We start from the raw sequence: 17,725 nt of genomic DNA on the forward strand, positions 1-17,725 counted from the left end.
TTCAAATTCATGCTTTAATAAAAACTGCCGTATTTAGCCAGATCAGTTCTCGGATTCACACACATTACAGGAATATGAGCCGAATTGGCGATCACAAACTGCTCATGTGCTCCCAACATATAGTCCTGAAACGATATGTTCTTGGTAGTCATGATTAAAATGATATCTGCATCAATTTTTTTCGCAAAATCGACTGTCTCCATTGCAAAATCATTGCCACCATCAGCTGTATCAATTTCATAATCAATACCTCTGTTTTCCAAATACTTTTTCGCAAAAACAAGATTTGCCTTTGTTCTCTGAAGCATTTGACCTTCAGGAATCTTAGGCGTAATAATTCGCATTTTCGCTTTAAAGAATTTGCCTAAAAATTCAGCCCAGCTTAATTTCTCCTTATTTTCCTTTTTAAAGTCGACAGGCAATACTACCGATGAATATTTCTTTTGAACAGGAGGAGCCTGCACCACAACAAAAGGTACGCGTGACCCGACAATAACCTTCAGCGCCCAACTACCGGTAAGCTTTTGCATTCCTTTAATACCATGAGTACCCATAAGCACCAACATGGAATTCATTTCTTTAGCAATATCATTAATCGATGTAAAAATACTACCCTCGCGAACAATCACCTCAGGGCGAACTCCCCTCTCTTTTTCGATTTGCATAGCTGCTTCGGCCATTTTTGCATTGGCTTCATCAATCTGAGAACCTTTTTTGACAATGTGAAGTAAAGTAACCGTTGCATCAACATTTTCAGCAAATATCAAAGCGTGTTCCAATGCGTACTCTGCGACAGTCGAAAAATCCCAGGCCACAAGTATTGATCTCTTAGTGTTTTCCATAGTTTAAAGTAAAAGAGGACAGTCGTAAATAGTTTTAACATAACCGTGTTACAATTTAGCTATTTTCTACTAAACTAGCAAATTTTAACGGAGTCTGATATTATTCGTATTAATTTAAGCTTAAGACGATTATTTAAAAATTCTTGGCTATTTTTATTACCATTGTTTACCATGTATTTTAATTTGCAGCTAATGATTCAGGCCTCTCTTAATATAATGTTTTCACATTCAGCTGATTACACATCAGGATTACTGATAACTTTAAGAGAAAATGCGTTGAATTTTATTTCTGAGAACATGATTGTATTAGCTGTTTTACAGCTGTTTCTTCTTGCTTTGATGTATTTATGGTACAGAAGGAAACTTAAAAAACAGAAAGAAGAGATTGAAAATGAATTTTACGATAAAAATCAAGAGATAATTCTGCAAAAAGACAAAGCGGAAAAACTTCTTTCCAACCTATTGCCTCAACAAACAGCAGAAGAATTACAATCAACCGGAAAAGTAAGCTCCAGAAGATTCCGGATGGTTACTGTTTTGTTCTCGGATATTCATGGATTCACAAAAATTGTTGAACAAATGAATCCGGAAGATCTGATTGATGAGTTAGACAAGTTTTTTATGCACTTCGATACAATCGTAGAGAAATTTAATATCGAAAAAATAAAAACAGTTGGTGATGCCTACATGTGTGCCGGCGGTATTCCCAATAAAAACAGAACAAACCCAATTGAGGTAATTTTGGCTGCTATGGAGATTCAGCAATACATGAAAAGTATGAAAATAAACTCTAAAGCAGGTAAAAAAGCCATCTGGGGATTGCGGATTGGAGTTCATACAGGTCCTGTAATTGCAGGGGTTGTTGGCACTAAAAAAGTAAGTTACGATATTTGGGGCGACACTGTAAATACGGCCAGCAGAATGGAGTCGTCAGGATCGGTTAGCGAAATAAATATTTCGGGTATGACCTATATGCTCATTAAAGATTTCTTTATCTGTGAATACAGAGGTAGGATGCCTGTGAAGTATAAAGGAAATATTGATATGTACTTTGTTAAAGGATTTAAGCCCAACATGTCAAGCGATTTAAAAGGATTGGTTCCTAACCAGCATTTCCAGACTCAGTTTCAGATGCTTCGCTATGATGATCTGGAAGAAGCTATTCTTACCAAACTGGAAAATGAGCTGCCCAAAAACCTTTACTATCACAATTTAAAACATACCATTGATGTTATTACCGAAGTTGAAATAATTGGCCGGAAAGAGGGCCTTTCCGATGCTGAAATGCTAATTATAAAGACTGCCGCATTGTTTCATGACACCGGTTTTATTCTTTCCTATAATGAACATGAAGAGTGCAGTGTAAAAATGGCACGGCACATACTTCCAAAATATTTCTATTCTGAGCAGCAAATCAATGAAATTTCCAATCTGATCATGCACACCAAATTTCCGCCACAGCCAAAAACAAATCTAGAAATGATTATTTGCGACGCTGATTTAGATTATCTGGGCCGCACTGACTTTATTCCTGTTTCGGGCAATCTGTACCGGGAACTAAAAGAGCATGGTAAAATTAAAAGTATTGATGATTGGAACCGTCTTCAGATAAAATTTATTGAAAATCATCAATATTTTACCGAAACAGCCCGCAACATGAGAGATGTAAATAAAATACGACAACTCGATAAACTTCGGGAATTGATTTAATTAATTTTCTTCTTTTCAGACATATTGATTATAAATTACAATCAAAATAGCCTTTTTTGTTTTCGATTTAATTGCCTTTCCCCTTAAAAAACGTAAATTTAATAGTGAGATATTACTTGAGCATTTCATCAAATAAAACCATTTTAAAAAGGGGGAAATAATGATTACAAATCTTGAAGACATTCTTTCTGATAGTGCGAAAAGCATGAAACGATCTGTTATCAGAGAATTGTTAAAGTTGACACAGAAACCGGAAATTATCTCTTTTGCCGGGGGACTTCCTGCTCCCAACACCTTTCCTATCGAAGAATTAAAACAAATAAGCAATGAAGTTTTAGAAGAAGATGGAGATGCGGCCCTGCAGTATGGAGCTACCGAAGGAGATACAAAACTTCGTGAAATTTTAACTGAAAGATATCAGAAGCAAGGATTAACTATCTCTTCAGATAATCTGGTGATTCTTACCTCTTCGCAGCAAGGACTCGACTTGGCAGGTAAAATTTTTCTGAACCGAGGAGATCATTTTATTTGCGGATTACCTAGCTATCTGGGTGGACTGGGTGCCTTTTCGAGCTACGGAGCCACTCCCGTCGGAATCAAATTTGATGAATTTGGAATGCGTTCCGATTTATTGGAGAAAACGCTGGCAAAAATGCTGGAAAAAGGCGAACTACCAAAGTTTATATATGTAATTCCTGATTTTCAAAACCCTGCAGGAATCACAATGCCTGAATTCAGAAGACTTGAAATCATTGCAATAGCTAAAAAATACAATATTATTATAATCGAAGATAGTCCCTACAGAGAACTACGATTCGAAGGAAAAGATCAGAAAATGATGTTCGAGCTTGATAATTCGGGACATGTAATTGCACTTGGAACCTTCTCTAAAATATTCGTTCCCGGATTTAGAATTGGCTGGGTAATCGCTCATGAGGCAATCATCGACAAATTTGTGAAAGCAAAACAATCTACGGATTTGTGCACGTCCCCTTTTGTTCAAAAAATTGCTGCTAAATATCTTGAAAAAGGACTGTTTGATAAGAATTTAAAAACAATAATTGAGATGTATCACCGCAAACGTGATGTTATGCTTGACGCTTTCGAAGAATTTATGCCGAAAGGTGTTACCTGGACAAAACCTGAGGGTGGTTTGTTTCTTTTTCTTAACTTACCGGAAAATATGGATGCACAAGATCTGTTTGAAATTGCCATTCAGAAAAATGTTGCCTTTGTATTGGGATCTGCCTTTCACTGCGATGGCAGTGGGAAGAATACAATGAGAATTAACTTTTCGTATGTTGATGAAGAGCACAGCAGAATTGGTGTACAGCGTTTGGCTGAATCAATTAAAATGTTGATGAATAACAAAGTGAATGCGTAACCGTTTGATCTTTTTCGAAAGATTGAACACTTTTCTATAATAATTATAAATCCTAAATTCTCACCTTACAATGAGAAAAGAGGGAGTTCTAAATTAGAACTCCCTCTTTGTATAAAATCCGGCTTAAAGCCATTTGCATTGCTTAGAATTCGATAATTGTATTCCAGTTGTGTTTGTCTTCAACAGTTCCGTACTGAATTCCACGAAGTGTATTATATAATTTTAAGCTGGTTTCTCCGGCCTCATCACCATAAAAATAATCAACCTTATTATCGGCATCAACAATTTTACGAATTGGAGAGATTACAGCGGCTGTACCACAAGCACCTGCCTCGGTAAAATCGGCTAATTCTTCAACCGTAACTTTTCTACGCTCAACAGTCATTCCCATATCTTCTGCAATCTGGCACAAACTTTTGTTTGTGATTGATGGCAAAATAGAATTTGATTTTGGAGTTACGTAAGTGTTGTCCTTTATTCCGAAGAAGTTAGCCGGACCACACTCGTCGATGTATTTTTTTTCTTTTGCATCCAAAAACAATACGGCAGAAAATCCTTCTTTGTGCGCACGGGTTCCCCCTCTTAACGAAGAAGCATAGTTACCACCAACTTTAATCGTTCCTGTTCCTTGCGGAGCTGCACGATCGTATTCACGGTAGATTACGTAATCGGTTGGTTTGAATCCTTCTTTAAAATAAGGACCAACCGGCATTACGAATACAGCAAAAGTATATTCAGGAGCTGGATTTACACCTACCTGCGCTCCATTTCCGAAAAGTACCGGACGAATGTATAAAGAGGCTCCCGATTCGTATGGCGGAATCCATCTCTCGTTTAATTTGATGGTTCTAATTACTGCTTCTTCGAATAAATCGACAGGCATTTCAGCCATCATGATGCCATGAGAAGACGATTGCATACGTTTCGCATTTTCGTCAATACGAAATACTCTCACTTTCCCATCAGGACCTTTAAACGCCTTTAAACCTTCGAATGCCTGCTGTCCGTAATGCAAACCGGTAGCTGCAATGTGTACATTTACCTGATCTGAAGAAGAAATTTCCAATTCTCCCCATTTTCCATCACGAAAGTGACAACGAACATTGTAATCGGTTTTAGTATAACCGAAACCAAATTGTTTCCAGTCTATGTTTTCCATCTCTAATTAAGAATTTTACGATTAGTAAAGAATATATATTGTGTTTATTGTTTTAATCTTCTACCGAAAACTCAATCAGGTAACCGTTGTGTTTCCTGATATTAAGAACTTTTCCGTCTTCAAAGATAAGATATTGTCCTTTAATTCCTTTCAAAATTCCCGAGTATTCTTTCTCCTTTTCGAACCCAAAACTAACTATCTTTTCCGGTTGTGAACTCATAGGATAAATCATCTCAAACACCTCATCCTCAGCGGAAATATATTGCTGCAATTCAGGATGCAACAAGCCTCCGGCTTTTTTCTTTTCGGATAATAAATCAACACCTTCAGTGTGTTCCAACTTCAGCATTGCCCGCCAGTTGGTTTTATCCGAGAAATGGTCTTTTAGAGCTACTTCAATAATTCCGGCAATATGACGATTGGGCGTTTTAGCCAATTTAATGGCTTTGCTCGCTCCCTGATCCATCCAACGGGTAGGCACCTGCGATTCCCGTGTGACTCCCACTTTCAGATTTCCGGAATAGGCCAGGTATACAAAATGAGGTTGAAGCGCATTTTTTTTTGCCCATTCCATATCGCGGGAAATTCCCAAATAGGAAAGATCCAGCTCCGGACGAAGAATACTTTCATCAGTCTGCGGAAGCGTAGTAAAACAAGAATAGCAATATCCCTGCGAGAAAGATGTCTTCGTTTTCTTTCCACAATGAATACAATTAATCTGTCCTAAATAAGTAAATTTTAACCTCTTACCTATCAAAAGATTCATTTGAACTACATCTTCGCCTATTGGCAGCTGATACTCAACGATCTCTTTAAGATCAGTTCTCATTTTTCTGATGTTTCCCTGCTTCTGCATTCAATTCTCTATTTATAAATTCTCTTGAATCACTTTCATCATATGCCCGAGTTCTTCCTGACTAAAGCCAACTCCCTGCCATACAATTTTACCTGTTTTATCAACAATAAAGTTACGGGGAATGTACTGACTCGCAAATTTAGCATACACCTCCCGTTTAGGATCGGGAGCGATAGGAAATGTAAAGCCTTTTTTCTCGTTGAATGCTTCCAATTGTTCCTTTGTGTGCTCTCGTCCAATAGAAACCATTGCAAAATTTTCATTTTTAAATTTAGGCCACAACTGACTTTCAACTTCCGGCAGTTCTTTCATGCAGGGTCCACACCAGGTAGCAAAAAAGTTAACCAAAACAACCTTACCCTTTAAATCACTGATAGCAAATTCTTTTCCATCCAGAGTAAGAACCGAAAAATTGGGCACCTGATCGCCGGTTTTTACCAGTGATCCTTGTTGATCCTGCGCAAAAAGAGTTGTTGTAGCAACAATGGCCAATAGTGTAATGAATATTTTTTTCATGTGTTTATAATTGTAAGTTTTTGTCACATGGAACTTACCATGCCGGGATAATCATCTTCCTGTGTGCCATAATTACCTGGCATGGACGTTTCATGTTTGATTTTGTTTACATCAATACTATATTCTTTCTTATTCCGTCGCGAATAACGATATCTCATCTGTTTAAATAAAACCGCGCGACAGTTTACAACTATTACAATCACACAGGGCATTGCCCTGTGCTATATTACTTGTCCTTTTCAGGGCAAATTTTCAAACTCTTCAAAACTTTATTGACTTCAGACTTTAGACTCTCTACTGAATTAAGTCGTTGGTCACCTCTACAATCTTATACAATTTATCCGACCGGCGAATCATTGTATCCATTGAAATGGAAAAGCTATCGCCTTTAACGGCTTTTTCGACTGATTTCAGATCAACCCGAATTTCTTTTACGGTTGTTTCAATTACTCCGGTTGTTGGCCCGGTTATCAAAATCTGATCACCCACCTTTAATTCCTGCGATTCCAATAAGAATTCGGCCACTTTAATCTTGGCAAAGTAATTGGTTCCCTTACCAATCAACATCTTGCGCTTGGTTGCCCGGTTGCCGTACTCCTCACTCCATTCTCCAATCTTTTGTCCGAGATAATAACCATCCCAAAAACCACGATTAAAAACTGTTGCCAGATTCTCCATCCATTGGTCGATTTTATCACGGGTATAATCACCTTCCAAATACGCATCAACAGCTTCGTTATAATTTGAAACCACTGTTTTTACATATTCCGGAGAGCGGGCCCGGCCTTCAAATTTCAAGACACGAACTCCTGCATCGAGCATTTTATTTAGAAAACCAATGGTGCACAAATCTTTTGGCGACATGATGTATTCATTATCGATCTCCAGCTGATTTCCAGATTCTTTTTCGGTAACCGTATAGGCTTTTCGGCATGTTTGCATGCAGGCACCACGATTTGCCGATGAATTTTTTTCGTGCAGACTCAAGTAGCATTTGCCTGAAACGGCCATACACAATGCTCCGTGGGCAAACATTTCAATCTGAATCAACTCCCCTTTTGGCCCGCGGATTTCTTCCTCAACAATTTGCTTGTAAATGGCGGCTACCTGATTCAAATTCAATTCCCGAGCCAGAACTACCACATCGGCATACTGAGCATAAAACTTCACTGCCTCGATGTTGGTAATGTTGCATTGGGTGGAAATGTGAACTTCCACATCAATTGTTCGGGCATACATGATTGCAGAAACATCGGCAGCAATAATCGCTGTTACACCACCTTCTTTTGCTGCATCAACAATTTTGTGCATTACTTTAATGTCATGATCGAACAAAACCGTATTTACCGTTAGGTACGACTTGATATTATTCTCCTTACATATGGATGCAATATTGTGTAAATCTTCGATGGTGAAATTATTCGAAGATCTCGATCTCATGTTCAACTGCTCAATGCCAAAATAGATAGAATTGGCTCCTCCCTGTATAGCTGCCATTAAAGATTCATACGAACCAACCGGAGCCATTAATTCAATTTCGCTTCTCTTCATCTAAAAAATTCCCTTAAACTCGAAATAAAAAAATATACCTCAGTAAGTTAATAATGCTGTTAACTATCAAGTTTTTCAAACATATACCTTCTTTCTGATTCTCAGCAAAAGTAATCTTTATGAGCCATTCCTGCAAAACAAATAAGCAAACTAATTAAAGGCCAAACAAAATACAATTTGTTCCTGTAAACTCTCTTTTGTATTCAATAATATTAAAAATCAAGCTCGTTTATTTGGATTAAAAAAAGGAAGTTGTTAATTTGAGTTAATTCACGTTAACTGAAGTTAATAACGCGCTATAAACCTCAATAATACTGAACTTTACACTTAGTGATGATTATTTTGAAATAACGCTAGAAACTCAAAAATGTTAGTACATTTGGCCAAGTCTCACGAACACATTTTAAGCTTATAGATATTCAAATTATATGTAAAGCATAACATTATGCAATAATGTTAGAGGTGTAAAAAGTGCACGTATTAGGAAAATGATGAAAAGTCTATAATTTAAAAGGGAAATTGATTATATGAAAACGCGATTTATAGTATTAACAGTTTTATTAGTTGTTGTATATTTTGGTTGTGCAAACAAATCGATTAATGAACAAGTAGTAAGAAAGGAAATGGCTTTGCCTTTAAGAACAGGCGATCTAATCCCTTTGCATGATTTGAAGAGCAGCGATTTACAAGATAAGCTAGATAGAAAATTAAAAAAGAACACTAAATGGAAGCGACTGATTGAAAATAAGAAAATGGCAGTTGGTTTGGTCGATTTACGAGATTTAAACAACATTCGTTTTGCCAGTGTAAACGGTGATAATATAATGTACGCTGCTAGCTTGCCAAAAATTGCCGTTTTATTAGCAACAGCTGATGCATTAGAAAAGGGAGAATTGGAAGAAACCCCGGCTATTTTAAGCGATATGAGACTTATGATGAGCCGATCGAACAACCAGGCAACCACTCGTTTAATTGACTTATTGGGTTACGAAAAGATTAAAGACGTTTTGATGGATCCTGCTTATAAACTCTACGATGAAGAACAAGGTGGAGGATTATGGGTTGGTAAGCGTTATGCTAAAACCGGTTCACGATATCCGGAACCTCTTAAAGGAATTAGTCATGCAGCAACTGCAAATCAAGTTTGTCGTTTTTATTACATGCTGATTAACGGTGAATTGGTAAGCCCTGATCGATCAAGTCAGATGTTGGAAATGATGGTTGATCCTGAACTTCACCACAAATTTGTAAATACCATCGAAAAAGTTCGTCCAAATGCGAAGTTATTCCGAAAATCAGGAACTTGGAAAAATTTCCATGCCGATTCTATTCTAGTTTGGGGGAAAGAAGATCGCTTTATTTTAGTAGGTTTACTGCAAGATGATGATGGTGAAAGAATTCTAAGACAGCTGGTTTTGGAAGTTGAAGATGTATTAGACGACAAAAGTTAAGATGAATTCCTTTTTAAAAATAACGCGAAGTAGATTCTAAATCATCTTTTAATTACTATAAATCTGATTTCCTTACATTACGAATGGCAAAAAACAATCAGCAAACTGATTGTAAGGCATTTAATAGCTTAACACTTACAAGCACATCCGCATCAAACTAAGATCAAATTAAAATATTTAATGAAATTGAGAAAGAACTTAACATTTTTTTCTCAATTTTGTTGCTTTATTAAATACCGTTTTAGCAACAATCCAAAATACAAGACTTTTAAACCTAACTATATACTACCAGATTATACCGAATGAAAAATTTTGAGAGTTCTGTTAGAAATGTTTTCCAGGAAGCTTTTCAATACTTTTTAAACAAATCGTTCGATATTCGAGTAGGCGAATATCGAAGGGTTGTTTTAATGCAAGTCAATATCTTTTTGATCATCTCTACTCTATTGATCATTAAGCCAATTGTTAATTCGCTTTTTCTTTCCTCTTTCGGCTATTCCTATCTTCCTACAGCATTTATTATAGTTTCCATTTTTGCTGTCGCAATTTCAAGATTGTATTCTCGTTTGCTATCGAAATTTCCATTCGATAAAATTATGACCCGAACTCTTCTGATTTCCGTCATAACCCTATTGGTATTTGGTTTATTGCTTCGTTTAAACATACTTGTACAAGTTGTTCTTTTGCTGTTTTACGTTTGGGTGGCACTTTTTGCAGTAGTCTCCTCTTCGCAATTTTGGGTATTAGCCAATATTATTTTTAATGCACGAGAGGCCAAGCGGGTTTTTGGTTTTATTGGTGCCGGAGCAATTGCCGGAGGAATTTTTGGTGGATATCTCACATCCATTATGGCGCCACTAATAGGCAGCGAAAATCTTATTTTTCTGAGTATGCTGGTATTACTGCCAAGCATTTGGATTACGAAAAAAATTTGGGCCGAAAGAGACAGTGAGCAGCAACATGTGCAACAACAAAAAGTACAGGAAGAAAACCTTACTGAAAACCCTTATCAGTTAATTAAAAAATCGCGACATTTAAGCTTAATGGCCGGCATTATTGGAGTAAGCGTTGTTGTGGCTAAACTTGTTGACTACCAATTTAGTGCAATAGCCTCTACGGCTATCCTTGATCCGGACCGATTGACCGCATTCTTTGGCTTTTGGTTTTCGAACTTTAACCTGTTATCGCTCTTTATTCAATTGTTTCTTACCCGACGAATTGTTGGTGTATTTGGCGTTGGAAGCTCTCTGCTTATTCTGCCTGGAGCCATATTTTTAGGCGCTTTAGGCATGCTATTTTTTCCAATACTTGGTGCTGCAATATTCATCAAATTATGCGATGGTAGTTTAAAACAATCTATAAATAAATCGGCAACGGAACTGTTAGCCTTGCCAATACCCCTCGAAATTAAGAGCAAAACCAAATCTTATATTGATGTTACTGTGGATAGTGTTGCCTCAGGAATTGGCGGATTGCTATTGTTTTTTCTTGTAAATGGATTACAACTTTCTACTAATTGGATCAGTTTAATGATTATTGGCTTGCTTATTCTTTGGATCTACTTTGCCTTGCAGGTAAGAAAAGAATATTTAAAATCGTTTAAACTGAAAATCAGTAAAAAAATTAGTCGGAAAAAAGCAGACAAACAGGCCCAAACCACCGAATCGGTTATTAGTAATCTGCAAAGGCAATTGGAAAGTAATAAGGAGAGTCATTTACTATACATTATTCAAAAAACACGCGAAGTACCTAGAGAAGAGTTTTATGTGCGACTTAAAAAACTACTCTCGCATGAATCGGGAAAAATAAGATCGGAAGTAATTACCAGTCTTAAATCCTATATCAATCACAATTTATCGGGCGACATGCTTCTTTTGGTGAATGATGATGACCAAGAGGTTCGTGTGAGTGCTTTTGAATATTTAATTGCCTTAGCACCAGGCAACCGGGTGAAACTGATTGAGTCTTATTTAGAGCATGAAGACGAGAAAATACGTGAGTCTGCCTTGTTGGCATTGGCAATCGAAACTCGTGGAAATCAAGAGCTTCAAGACTGGTTTTCTTTTGGTGATCGCTTACAAATGCGAATTCAGCAAATGAATAAAACAGAAGATTTAAGCGAGAAAGATAAATTACACCAACATATTATTCAGGTTATTGGAGTTTCGAGTGCTTCGGGATATTTTAGCTACCTGCAAAATGCTTTTCATCACGAAAGGGAAGATATTGTAAGCAAAGCGATTGAGGCTGCTGGGAATACCGCCCATCCTCAATTTATAAGTGTATTGGTGAATTTTTTAAATCAAAAGGCATTTCTTCCAACGGCACAAACTGCTTTAGCAAATTATAGCAGTCGGGCTTTTCCTGTATTTCACAAACTAATTAAAGACGAGAAAATATCGGTAGAGTTAGTGAGGAGACTACCTGTGATTGCTCAAAAAATTAACAGTCAAAAATCAATTGATTTCCTATTTTTCTTGCTCGACTATGAGGATTATATGGTTCATTTGGAAAGTTTAAAGGCTCTCACCAATATCAAACAAAGTTTTCCTAATTTGTTTTTTGATAAAAAACTGGTTATGAGCCTTATTGTGGAGGAAATACACCTGTGCCAGAACAGTTTAGTCGTTCTAAATTCAAAATTTGTTACTAAAGTGGATACGGATTCTATTCCGTTTAAGATTTTAGATGCCCGAAATAGTTTGATTAATTTATTGGAACGAAGGCTGGATGGCAGTTTAGAGCGTATTTTCCGCTTGCTTGAGCTACGATATCCTCCTGAAGATATCCTAACTGTTTATAAAGGTATTCAAAGCGATAAGGCCGATCTTAGAATGAATGCGATCGAATTTCTGGATAATTTATTGGAGTCTCGTTTGAAAAAGATTTTAATACCAGTACTGGAAACAGCCATATTGAATAGTATGGCTGAACCAGTTTTTAGTTTGTTTGCTGAAAAAGAACCCGATGAATTTGGATGCTACCGACTTATATTAGAAGGAGTAGACGTAAAACTAAAATTAGCCGTGTTCTATTTACTAGAACAACTTAGTGATCCTAAGTTTTTGCCACTTATCCAAACTTATCTAGATTCTGAAAACCTGAAAATCCGCAAATTTGCCGAAAAAGCACAACAGGCCATGCAAGTAGATTAATTGATGATCGGATTAGGGTTTCCGAATCAAATCATCAATACTACTGGCCAAGCCCATATGATCGAGGTTGGAATTCTTTCGTAGCACATTAGTCATGAGTACCACCATGTATGTGGCCCCATCGGGCTGTTCTACAATCACAACTGAGTTCATATAGTTCTGAACATTACCCATGTACTTTTTGCAGGTAAAGCCTTCTTCGGGTTTACACTGATACAAGCTGCCCGATTTAAAATAGATAGCCGCCTTGCTTAATCGAGGGGATGATCCATAGCGAATTCGTCGATCGGTCATGTACATCATTCTTTTGATCTCCAAACTTGACTTGTAATCGACAATTTTACCCCGCTCAATAGCAATTAGGAACTTCATTAAGCCACGCGGACTGCCAATGCTTCCTCCCGAACCAGGAATAATCCTTTTCGCTCCCTGAGTAAACATACTCCCCAGTCGCCATTCCTCCTCGCTAATTCCAATTTTTAGCAAAGGCTCATTCACTACCAAATTAGACAAATTTTGCAAGCTGGCTCGGGGTGTTGTTTTAAAATACGCTGCAGTCTGCTCCTCGGTAAGATTCGGGTAATCTTGTCCGAAGGCACGCATTAGCAAGGCTTCGCGCCAAACAATACTTGCTGCGCTGTTGTTGCTAACCGAAAGCATATGATCTACCCATTCGTACAATGAAAACACATCGTATTCCTTCACCGTTCTTTTAAAAAAGCCATTGGTGATGGTATCAAAAAAAGGAACGGTATGCTCATCGTAATTTCCCCATGTGCCGGCCTTTACAGATCGTGTTTTGAGTAAAGTCACCCTATCCTCGTAAGAGTCGGGATAAAGTCGCTCTAACTCGTTAAATAAGCCTGCTATTATAGCCAACTTACCAACACTGCCCGGTTGAAATCCTTTTGCATCCTGCCGAGAAGCATACCTTATTTTTTTTCCATCGGTGATATCAAGCAATGCCACGGAATAGCTTTCGTGAAGGTTAGGAAACAAGCCATTTAATTTTTGTTGCAGCTTTTTATCAGACTGAGGGAAATCTGCCAAACTATCGCCCCGAACGCCTAATAGGTTTAGTTTGATATCATTTATCGACTTTAGTGCTCCCGAAATCGGTTTTGTATCCTTAATTTGTCCATCAATAATTTTTTGCAAACGAGCCAAACGTCTTATTCCTGTGGTTTTATAACCATCGATAGGATACGGTTCGCCATTCCCTTCAGCCAAAGTTATAGTGAATGAAAAAAGAAAGAGAACTATGATTGATTTTTTAATGTTCATTATTTTATAATTGTAGTTAATGAAATAGACTGTACTAATTTTACTTCCGGAGAAATAGACTGCAGGTAAGCAGAACTTTTCGCTTGTTTATTCTCCACAAACGGGCGTACCTGAAACAACCAGAGTTTGTTGTTTTTAAATCCCAGCTCCACATCCCAAGGACCGTTGCTGTTAACTCCTTCGGTTGTTTTTAATTTCTCTTGCAATTTTTTTGAAAATACACGGAGCTCCTGAAGATTCTCGTCCGACAAAATCGACTTTTCGAACGTACAGCCCCGCTTTAAAGTTCCCCCTGTTTGAGGCAAACTGTTGTATTGCGGTTCCCGTGCCGGAGATAACAATTTGTTTACTCCATTGGCTTCCAAAACATGCGATTGAGCCGCTTGCCCATCTACTGCTCCGCCAGCTCCTCGGCTAAAAGCAATGGTCAGCTCATCGGTTTTACCCGACTGAACACCTTTGGTGATTAGTACGCCCGAGTAGTCAACATCTACACTCGGAATTATTAAAATAGAAGGGAATACATTCTCGGGGTTCAGCAAATAGCTTTGTCTCCACTTATAACTCCTTTCGGAATAAGGCGAAGCCCAAACATCTTTAATTCCCTGTACAATTTTCTCACTATCCAACACATTAAAATGCGTTAGGTTAAGCCCTGCGCCAGTAAAATCCTTCAAATCTTCCATGTTGGTATCGCTGCGCAAGAAAACTGGAGTTTTCCCCATCGGCTTTCCAAAGGCTGTTGTAAACTGTTGCCTTAAATCCTCATTAAACTCAGGTAGTAAAGGCATTTTTTTAATGGCTTCCCTAAGGATGGATAACTGTGCCAAAACGTACTCATCAATTTCTGTTTTCGAGACAGTAGCCTTTTGTTTTTCTGCTGCAATCTGGAAAGTTTGGTTCAAAAACTGCCAATACGAAACATTCAATCCAGGCATTATTTGATTCATGTGCTTTCGAAATATCCCGAAAGGAACCACCAGACCTTCTACCACCTGATCGGGGAACAGTTGCTTTAACTGCCCCAGATTTGCTGCTTTAGGACCGCATAATTTGCCCGAGTTTGTTGCATTTACCTTTTGAAGGTTTACCAAGCGAGTTTGATTCAGATCGATCTTTTCTACCGGAATTCTGATTTTTTCCTCGCTTCGCTTTTTAACTGCAAACAATTTTTTTTCCTCATCGCTCATTTTACTTTCGGGTTTAATAATCACCTTTCCTTTAGGCGAAACCACGTAAAATACGCTTGTTCCCGAATATTTTTTAAGATCGCTTAGGTTTTGTTGCGAAAGCACTGCATTTGGTATTCCTAAATTACGAGCCAAAAGCTGAACGTGCGATACCATATTTCCTTCCGAAACGGTTGCAATACCTGCTACCGGTTTTAAATCTGCAGGAGGTTTGCTAAACAAATATATCTTATCTTTCGATACCTTAACATTTTCTACATTGCCTTCAACCACCACCAATTCGCCTTTGGTAAAACCTGGATTTAAACCTCGGAAATGACTTTGGTTTTCAATATCCATTACCTCGTTGGCTTGATTGGAGATCAGATTCATAAAATCGCCCAATCGGCTTACCGAAGCTCCCAAAGGAAGTAATACCGAAGAACGAATACGATCGTCGGTAAAGTGGTAAGCAAGAGGCTCAAAAGCCCCAAACAGATGAATGGTTTCCTCGAAAACAGCACTGTTCATGCCGGTTCCCCACTCTATAATGCCACGAGCTGCATCGTGAACTTTTCGAATGGTTTCTAAAGAAATATCCGAATTATCGGCTACCTGTAAGTCATTTTTTACCTGATACCATTCCCACATTTCAATATATCCGCAGGCAGCGCTTGCCTTGGCAAGTACCTCGTTTAAGTCAATAACTCCTTTCAACCTTTGCGGTTTCCAACTGGTTAACTCATAAAACAGAATGCCTTCCAACTGAATCGAAACATCCATAAAAGCCAATCGATTTGCAGGAATCTCCTGCGAAATATTCTCGCGAATTTCGAATAATAAATCGCTAACCGCTTTTACACGTTGCTCGCCTTTGGTGTTGGCTTGCTGTTTGGTAAAATTTAATAAGCTTTGCTTTAGCTTAGAGCTGACAGCTACTTTTGTAACATATCGCTCCAAATCTTTTAAGTTGATTGGCTGGTAATAAACTTCCAATTCGCGAATTAATTTGTCGACCTGCTCTTTTGTGCCTGCCTCGAGCTTACTGTATTTCTTGGTTTTATATGCTTTTACCCGCTCAATATCCGATTGATCGGGCTGACCATGAATTTTAATACGTGCATCCATAAACTCCAAATCGGTATCGGCAATTAGCAAAGACAAGGATCGAATATTCTGAAGGCTTTTGGTTTCCTGACTATGTGGAACGCTACGTACCGCTTCTCGCAGCAAATAAAACTGGATTTTGATGGCTTCATCATCGGCCAGCAACCAGTTGAAAAATTTAATTCCCCAAGCATTTTCATCTTCGGCCTGAATGGCTCCACGATAAAATTGCCCACGACGAAGCACCCAAGCATTATCGGTGGCCTGTAAATATTTCTCTACTAAATATTGTTTTAAGCGCGATTGATGATTCGGCTTATCCCAAAAATCCTCGTTGGGGGTAGTCGCCAAAATCTGACCTAAAAAAACATGGTTTGTTTGAGCCAGACGCACTACTGCATCCTTATATTTTGCGCGTTGCACGCCTCCTGGTTCAGGACAACGCATTTTAGGTGCCACCATCGATCCGTCGGGACAAAACCACATGATTTGCTGATAAGGGCCTTTGGGATCCTTCTTAAAACTTTCAACCATCTTGCTAATTTCAAGATTGGAAACCGGTTGCGCCTGAGCCACAATCCCCAAAAAACTAATTCCCAAAACAAACAATAACACTCTCATTCTCATAACTAATTTATTTATACAATACACTTCCAAAATTATCATTTTCGATAGAAAAATAGCTGCTTTAAGCTTGGTTTCTAACAAAATACAAGCCAAACTATTCGCATCAAATATATTAAGATCTTATATATCTTTTACAAAAATTCTTCGTTTTATTTACAATCCTAGCCCAAGCCTAACACAGTAAAAATAAAGCGATTATATTACTGATTAAGAAGGTGATTGATAAGCAAACGGTGCATGGTGTTTGCTTGGCACCCCAATACGAATCGCCCAAAGAGAATTACTGCACTAGCTCCCACTAAAACGATAAATGAATTTCTTTTAAGGGGAAAATAATTGACTGATTTTACACCTAGTACTGATTCAAAACCCCATTTGCCTCCTCGTAAGAGTGGGGCAACTTTTTATACAGGACTTTCCCATTACTATCCACCAAAAAGAATACCGGAATGGCTCGGGTAAAAATGTCCTCCTCGGGAAAAGTTTTTTCCAACAAAAACTGAATGCCTAAATTTTGAAACATGCCTTTGTCGGGGCCCGTGAAATCGAGGAAATAGGAATTCATTTGTAGAGCACTGTTTGCAAGCAGTGAATCTACTTCCTGTTTATTTTTACTTGCAGCTATTAGTAGTATCTGATATTCGGAAGTGTCGATATCTTCCTGAAGCCTGGGCAGTGTTTCGGCCAATGTTTTTCGACAGCCACTGCACCAGGTGGTCCAAACATATACCAGAGTTTTATCCTTTTGGGAGATTAGGTGAGTCAATTTCTCGGAATCCATCATCCGCTCCTTTTCGGGACTATTGGAGCAGGAAAGTGTTGCGAACAACAGGCTGATGGCTAGTAGGTATCTCATGGCAAGTATTTTTGTAAAGCAGAAGATACAAATTTTATTATTGACTAGGCTTCAATTA

At 38.0% G+C, this 17,725-nt stretch carries 13 protein-coding genes; 4 read left to right on the top strand and 9 right to left on the bottom strand.

Annotated elements, in window-relative coordinates:
* Nucleotides 1-14 precede the first annotated feature (14 nt).
* Nucleotides 15-842 (bottom strand): universal stress protein, encoded by an 828-nt coding sequence (locus tag BZG01_RS10475; RefSeq protein WP_101309782.1) that lies wholly within the window; start codon nt 840-842, stop codon nt 15-17.
* Nucleotides 843-1,034: 192 nt separating this feature from the next.
* Here BZG01_RS10475 and BZG01_RS10480 point away from each other — a divergent pair, with 192 nt between their 5' ends.
* Together BZG01_RS10480 and BZG01_RS10485 are read left to right on the top strand one after the other, a co-directional pair.
* Nucleotides 1,035-2,552, top strand: coding sequence for an adenylate/guanylate cyclase domain-containing protein (locus BZG01_RS10480; protein ID WP_180327281.1), 1,518 nt, complete (start codon nt 1,035-1,037; stop codon nt 2,550-2,552).
* Between the two features lie 160 nt (nt 2,553-2,712).
* Nucleotides 2,713-3,936, top strand: a complete 1,224-nt coding sequence (locus tag BZG01_RS10485; protein WP_101309784.1) for an aminotransferase-like domain-containing protein — start codon at nt 2,713-2,715, stop codon at nt 3,934-3,936.
* A 142-nt stretch (nt 3,937-4,078) separates the two neighbouring features.
* On the opposite strand, the gene BZG01_RS10490 is transcribed toward BZG01_RS10485, so the two are convergent.
* The 5 genes from BZG01_RS10490 to BZG01_RS10510 form a co-directional block, all read right to left on the bottom strand.
* Nucleotides 4,079-5,095 carry a branched-chain amino acid aminotransferase gene (locus BZG01_RS10490; protein WP_101309785.1) on the bottom strand — a complete coding sequence of 339 codons (1,017 nt, stop codon included), beginning with the start codon at nt 5,093-5,095 and terminating at the stop codon, nt 4,079-4,081.
* 52 nt (nt 5,096-5,147) lie between these two features.
* Complete coding sequence (locus BZG01_RS10495; RefSeq protein WP_101309786.1) at nt 5,148-5,951, bottom strand: DUF2797 domain-containing protein; 804 nt, start codon at nt 5,949-5,951, stop codon at nt 5,148-5,150.
* A 12-nt stretch (nt 5,952-5,963) separates the two neighbouring features.
* Nucleotides 5,964-6,467: a peroxiredoxin family protein gene (locus tag BZG01_RS10500; protein WP_101309787.1), complete on the bottom strand. Its 504-nt coding sequence runs from the start codon at nt 6,465-6,467 to the stop codon at nt 5,964-5,966.
* A 23-nt stretch (nt 6,468-6,490) separates the two neighbouring features.
* Nucleotides 6,491-6,625, bottom strand: coding sequence for a hypothetical protein (locus tag BZG01_RS21985; RefSeq protein ID WP_281256426.1), 135 nt, complete (start codon nt 6,623-6,625; stop codon nt 6,491-6,493).
* Between the two features lie 136 nt (nt 6,626-6,761).
* Complete coding sequence (locus BZG01_RS10510; protein WP_101309789.1) at nt 6,762-8,018, bottom strand: peptidase U32 family protein; 1,257 nt, start codon at nt 8,016-8,018, stop codon at nt 6,762-6,764.
* A gap of 527 nt (nt 8,019-8,545) precedes the next feature.
* On the opposite strand from BZG01_RS10510, the gene BZG01_RS10515 reads away from it, so the two are divergent.
* Both BZG01_RS10515 and BZG01_RS10520 read left to right on the top strand, forming a co-directional pair.
* Complete coding sequence (locus BZG01_RS10515) at nt 8,546-9,469, top strand: serine hydrolase (protein ID WP_218973079.1); 924 nt, start codon at nt 8,546-8,548, stop codon at nt 9,467-9,469.
* A gap of 302 nt (nt 9,470-9,771) precedes the next feature.
* A complete protein-coding gene (locus BZG01_RS10520) occupies nt 9,772-12,624 on the top strand; it encodes an MFS transporter (protein WP_101309790.1) in 2,853 nt (950 codons plus the stop codon).
* Between the two features lie 12 nt (nt 12,625-12,636).
* Here the strand turns inward: BZG01_RS10520 and BZG01_RS10525 are convergent, their stop codons facing one another.
* The 3 genes from BZG01_RS10525 to BZG01_RS10535 all read right to left on the bottom strand — a co-directional run bounded on the left by BZG01_RS10525 (nt 12,637) and on the right by BZG01_RS10535 (nt 17,667).
* Nucleotides 12,637-13,908: a serine hydrolase gene (locus tag BZG01_RS10525; protein WP_218973080.1), complete on the bottom strand. Its 1,272-nt coding sequence runs from the start codon at nt 13,906-13,908 to the stop codon at nt 12,637-12,639.
* Complete coding sequence (locus BZG01_RS10530; protein ID WP_218973081.1) at nt 13,908-16,805, bottom strand: PEP/pyruvate-binding domain-containing protein; 2,898 nt, start codon at nt 16,803-16,805, stop codon at nt 13,908-13,910. Before BZG01_RS10530 ends, BZG01_RS10525 begins: the two co-directional genes overlap by 1 nt.
* A gap of 358 nt (nt 16,806-17,163) precedes the next feature.
* On the bottom strand, nt 17,164-17,667 hold the full coding sequence (locus BZG01_RS10535) for a TlpA family protein disulfide reductase (protein ID WP_101309791.1): 504 nt from the start codon (nt 17,665-17,667) through the stop codon (nt 17,164-17,166).
* Between the last annotated feature and the right edge of the window lie 58 nt (nt 17,668-17,725).

It is taken from the genome of Labilibaculum manganireducens, assembly GCF_002843385.1.
GTDB lineage: Bacteria > Bacteroidota > Bacteroidia > Bacteroidales > Marinifilaceae > Labilibaculum > Labilibaculum manganireducens.

Excerpts from the sequence above, each read along its gene's own strand:
- BZG01_RS10480 (WP_180327281.1), top strand. The coding sequence starts at position 1,035 with ATGATTCAGGCCTCTCTTAATATAATGTTTTCACATTCAGCTGATTAC.
- BZG01_RS10500 (WP_101309787.1), bottom strand. The coding sequence starts at position 6,467 with ATGAAAAAAATATTCATTACACTATTGGCCATTGTTGCTACAACAACT.
- BZG01_RS10485 (WP_101309784.1), top strand. The coding sequence starts at position 2,713 with ATGATTACAAATCTTGAAGACATTCTTTCTGATAGTGCGAAAAGCATG.
- BZG01_RS10520 (WP_101309790.1), top strand. The coding sequence starts at position 9,772 with ATGAAAAATTTTGAGAGTTCTGTTAGAAATGTTTTCCAGGAAGCTTTT.
- BZG01_RS10510 (WP_101309789.1), bottom strand. The coding sequence starts at position 8,018 with ATGAAGAGAAGCGAAATTGAATTAATGGCTCCGGTTGGTTCGTATGAA.
- BZG01_RS10490 (WP_101309785.1), bottom strand. The coding sequence starts at position 5,095 with ATGGAAAACATAGACTGGAAACAATTTGGTTTCGGTTATACTAAAACC.
- BZG01_RS10525 (WP_218973080.1), bottom strand. The coding sequence starts at position 13,908 with ATGAACATTAAAAAATCAATCATAGTTCTCTTTCTTTTTTCATTCACT.
- BZG01_RS10475 (WP_101309782.1), bottom strand. The coding sequence starts at position 842 with ATGGAAAACACTAAGAGATCAATACTTGTGGCCTGGGATTTTTCGACT.
- BZG01_RS10495 (WP_101309786.1), bottom strand. The coding sequence starts at position 5,951 with ATGCAGAAGCAGGGAAACATCAGAAAAATGAGAACTGATCTTAAAGAG.
- BZG01_RS10530 (WP_218973081.1), bottom strand. The coding sequence starts at position 16,805 with ATGAGAGTGTTATTGTTTGTTTTGGGAATTAGTTTTTTGGGGATTGTG.
- BZG01_RS10535 (WP_101309791.1), bottom strand. The coding sequence starts at position 17,667 with ATGAGATACCTACTAGCCATCAGCCTGTTGTTCGCAACACTTTCCTGC.
- BZG01_RS21985 (WP_281256426.1), bottom strand. The coding sequence starts at position 6,625 with ATGAGATATCGTTATTCGCGACGGAATAAGAAAGAATATAGTATTGAT.
- BZG01_RS10515 (WP_218973079.1), top strand. The coding sequence starts at position 8,546 with ATGAAAACGCGATTTATAGTATTAACAGTTTTATTAGTTGTTGTATAT.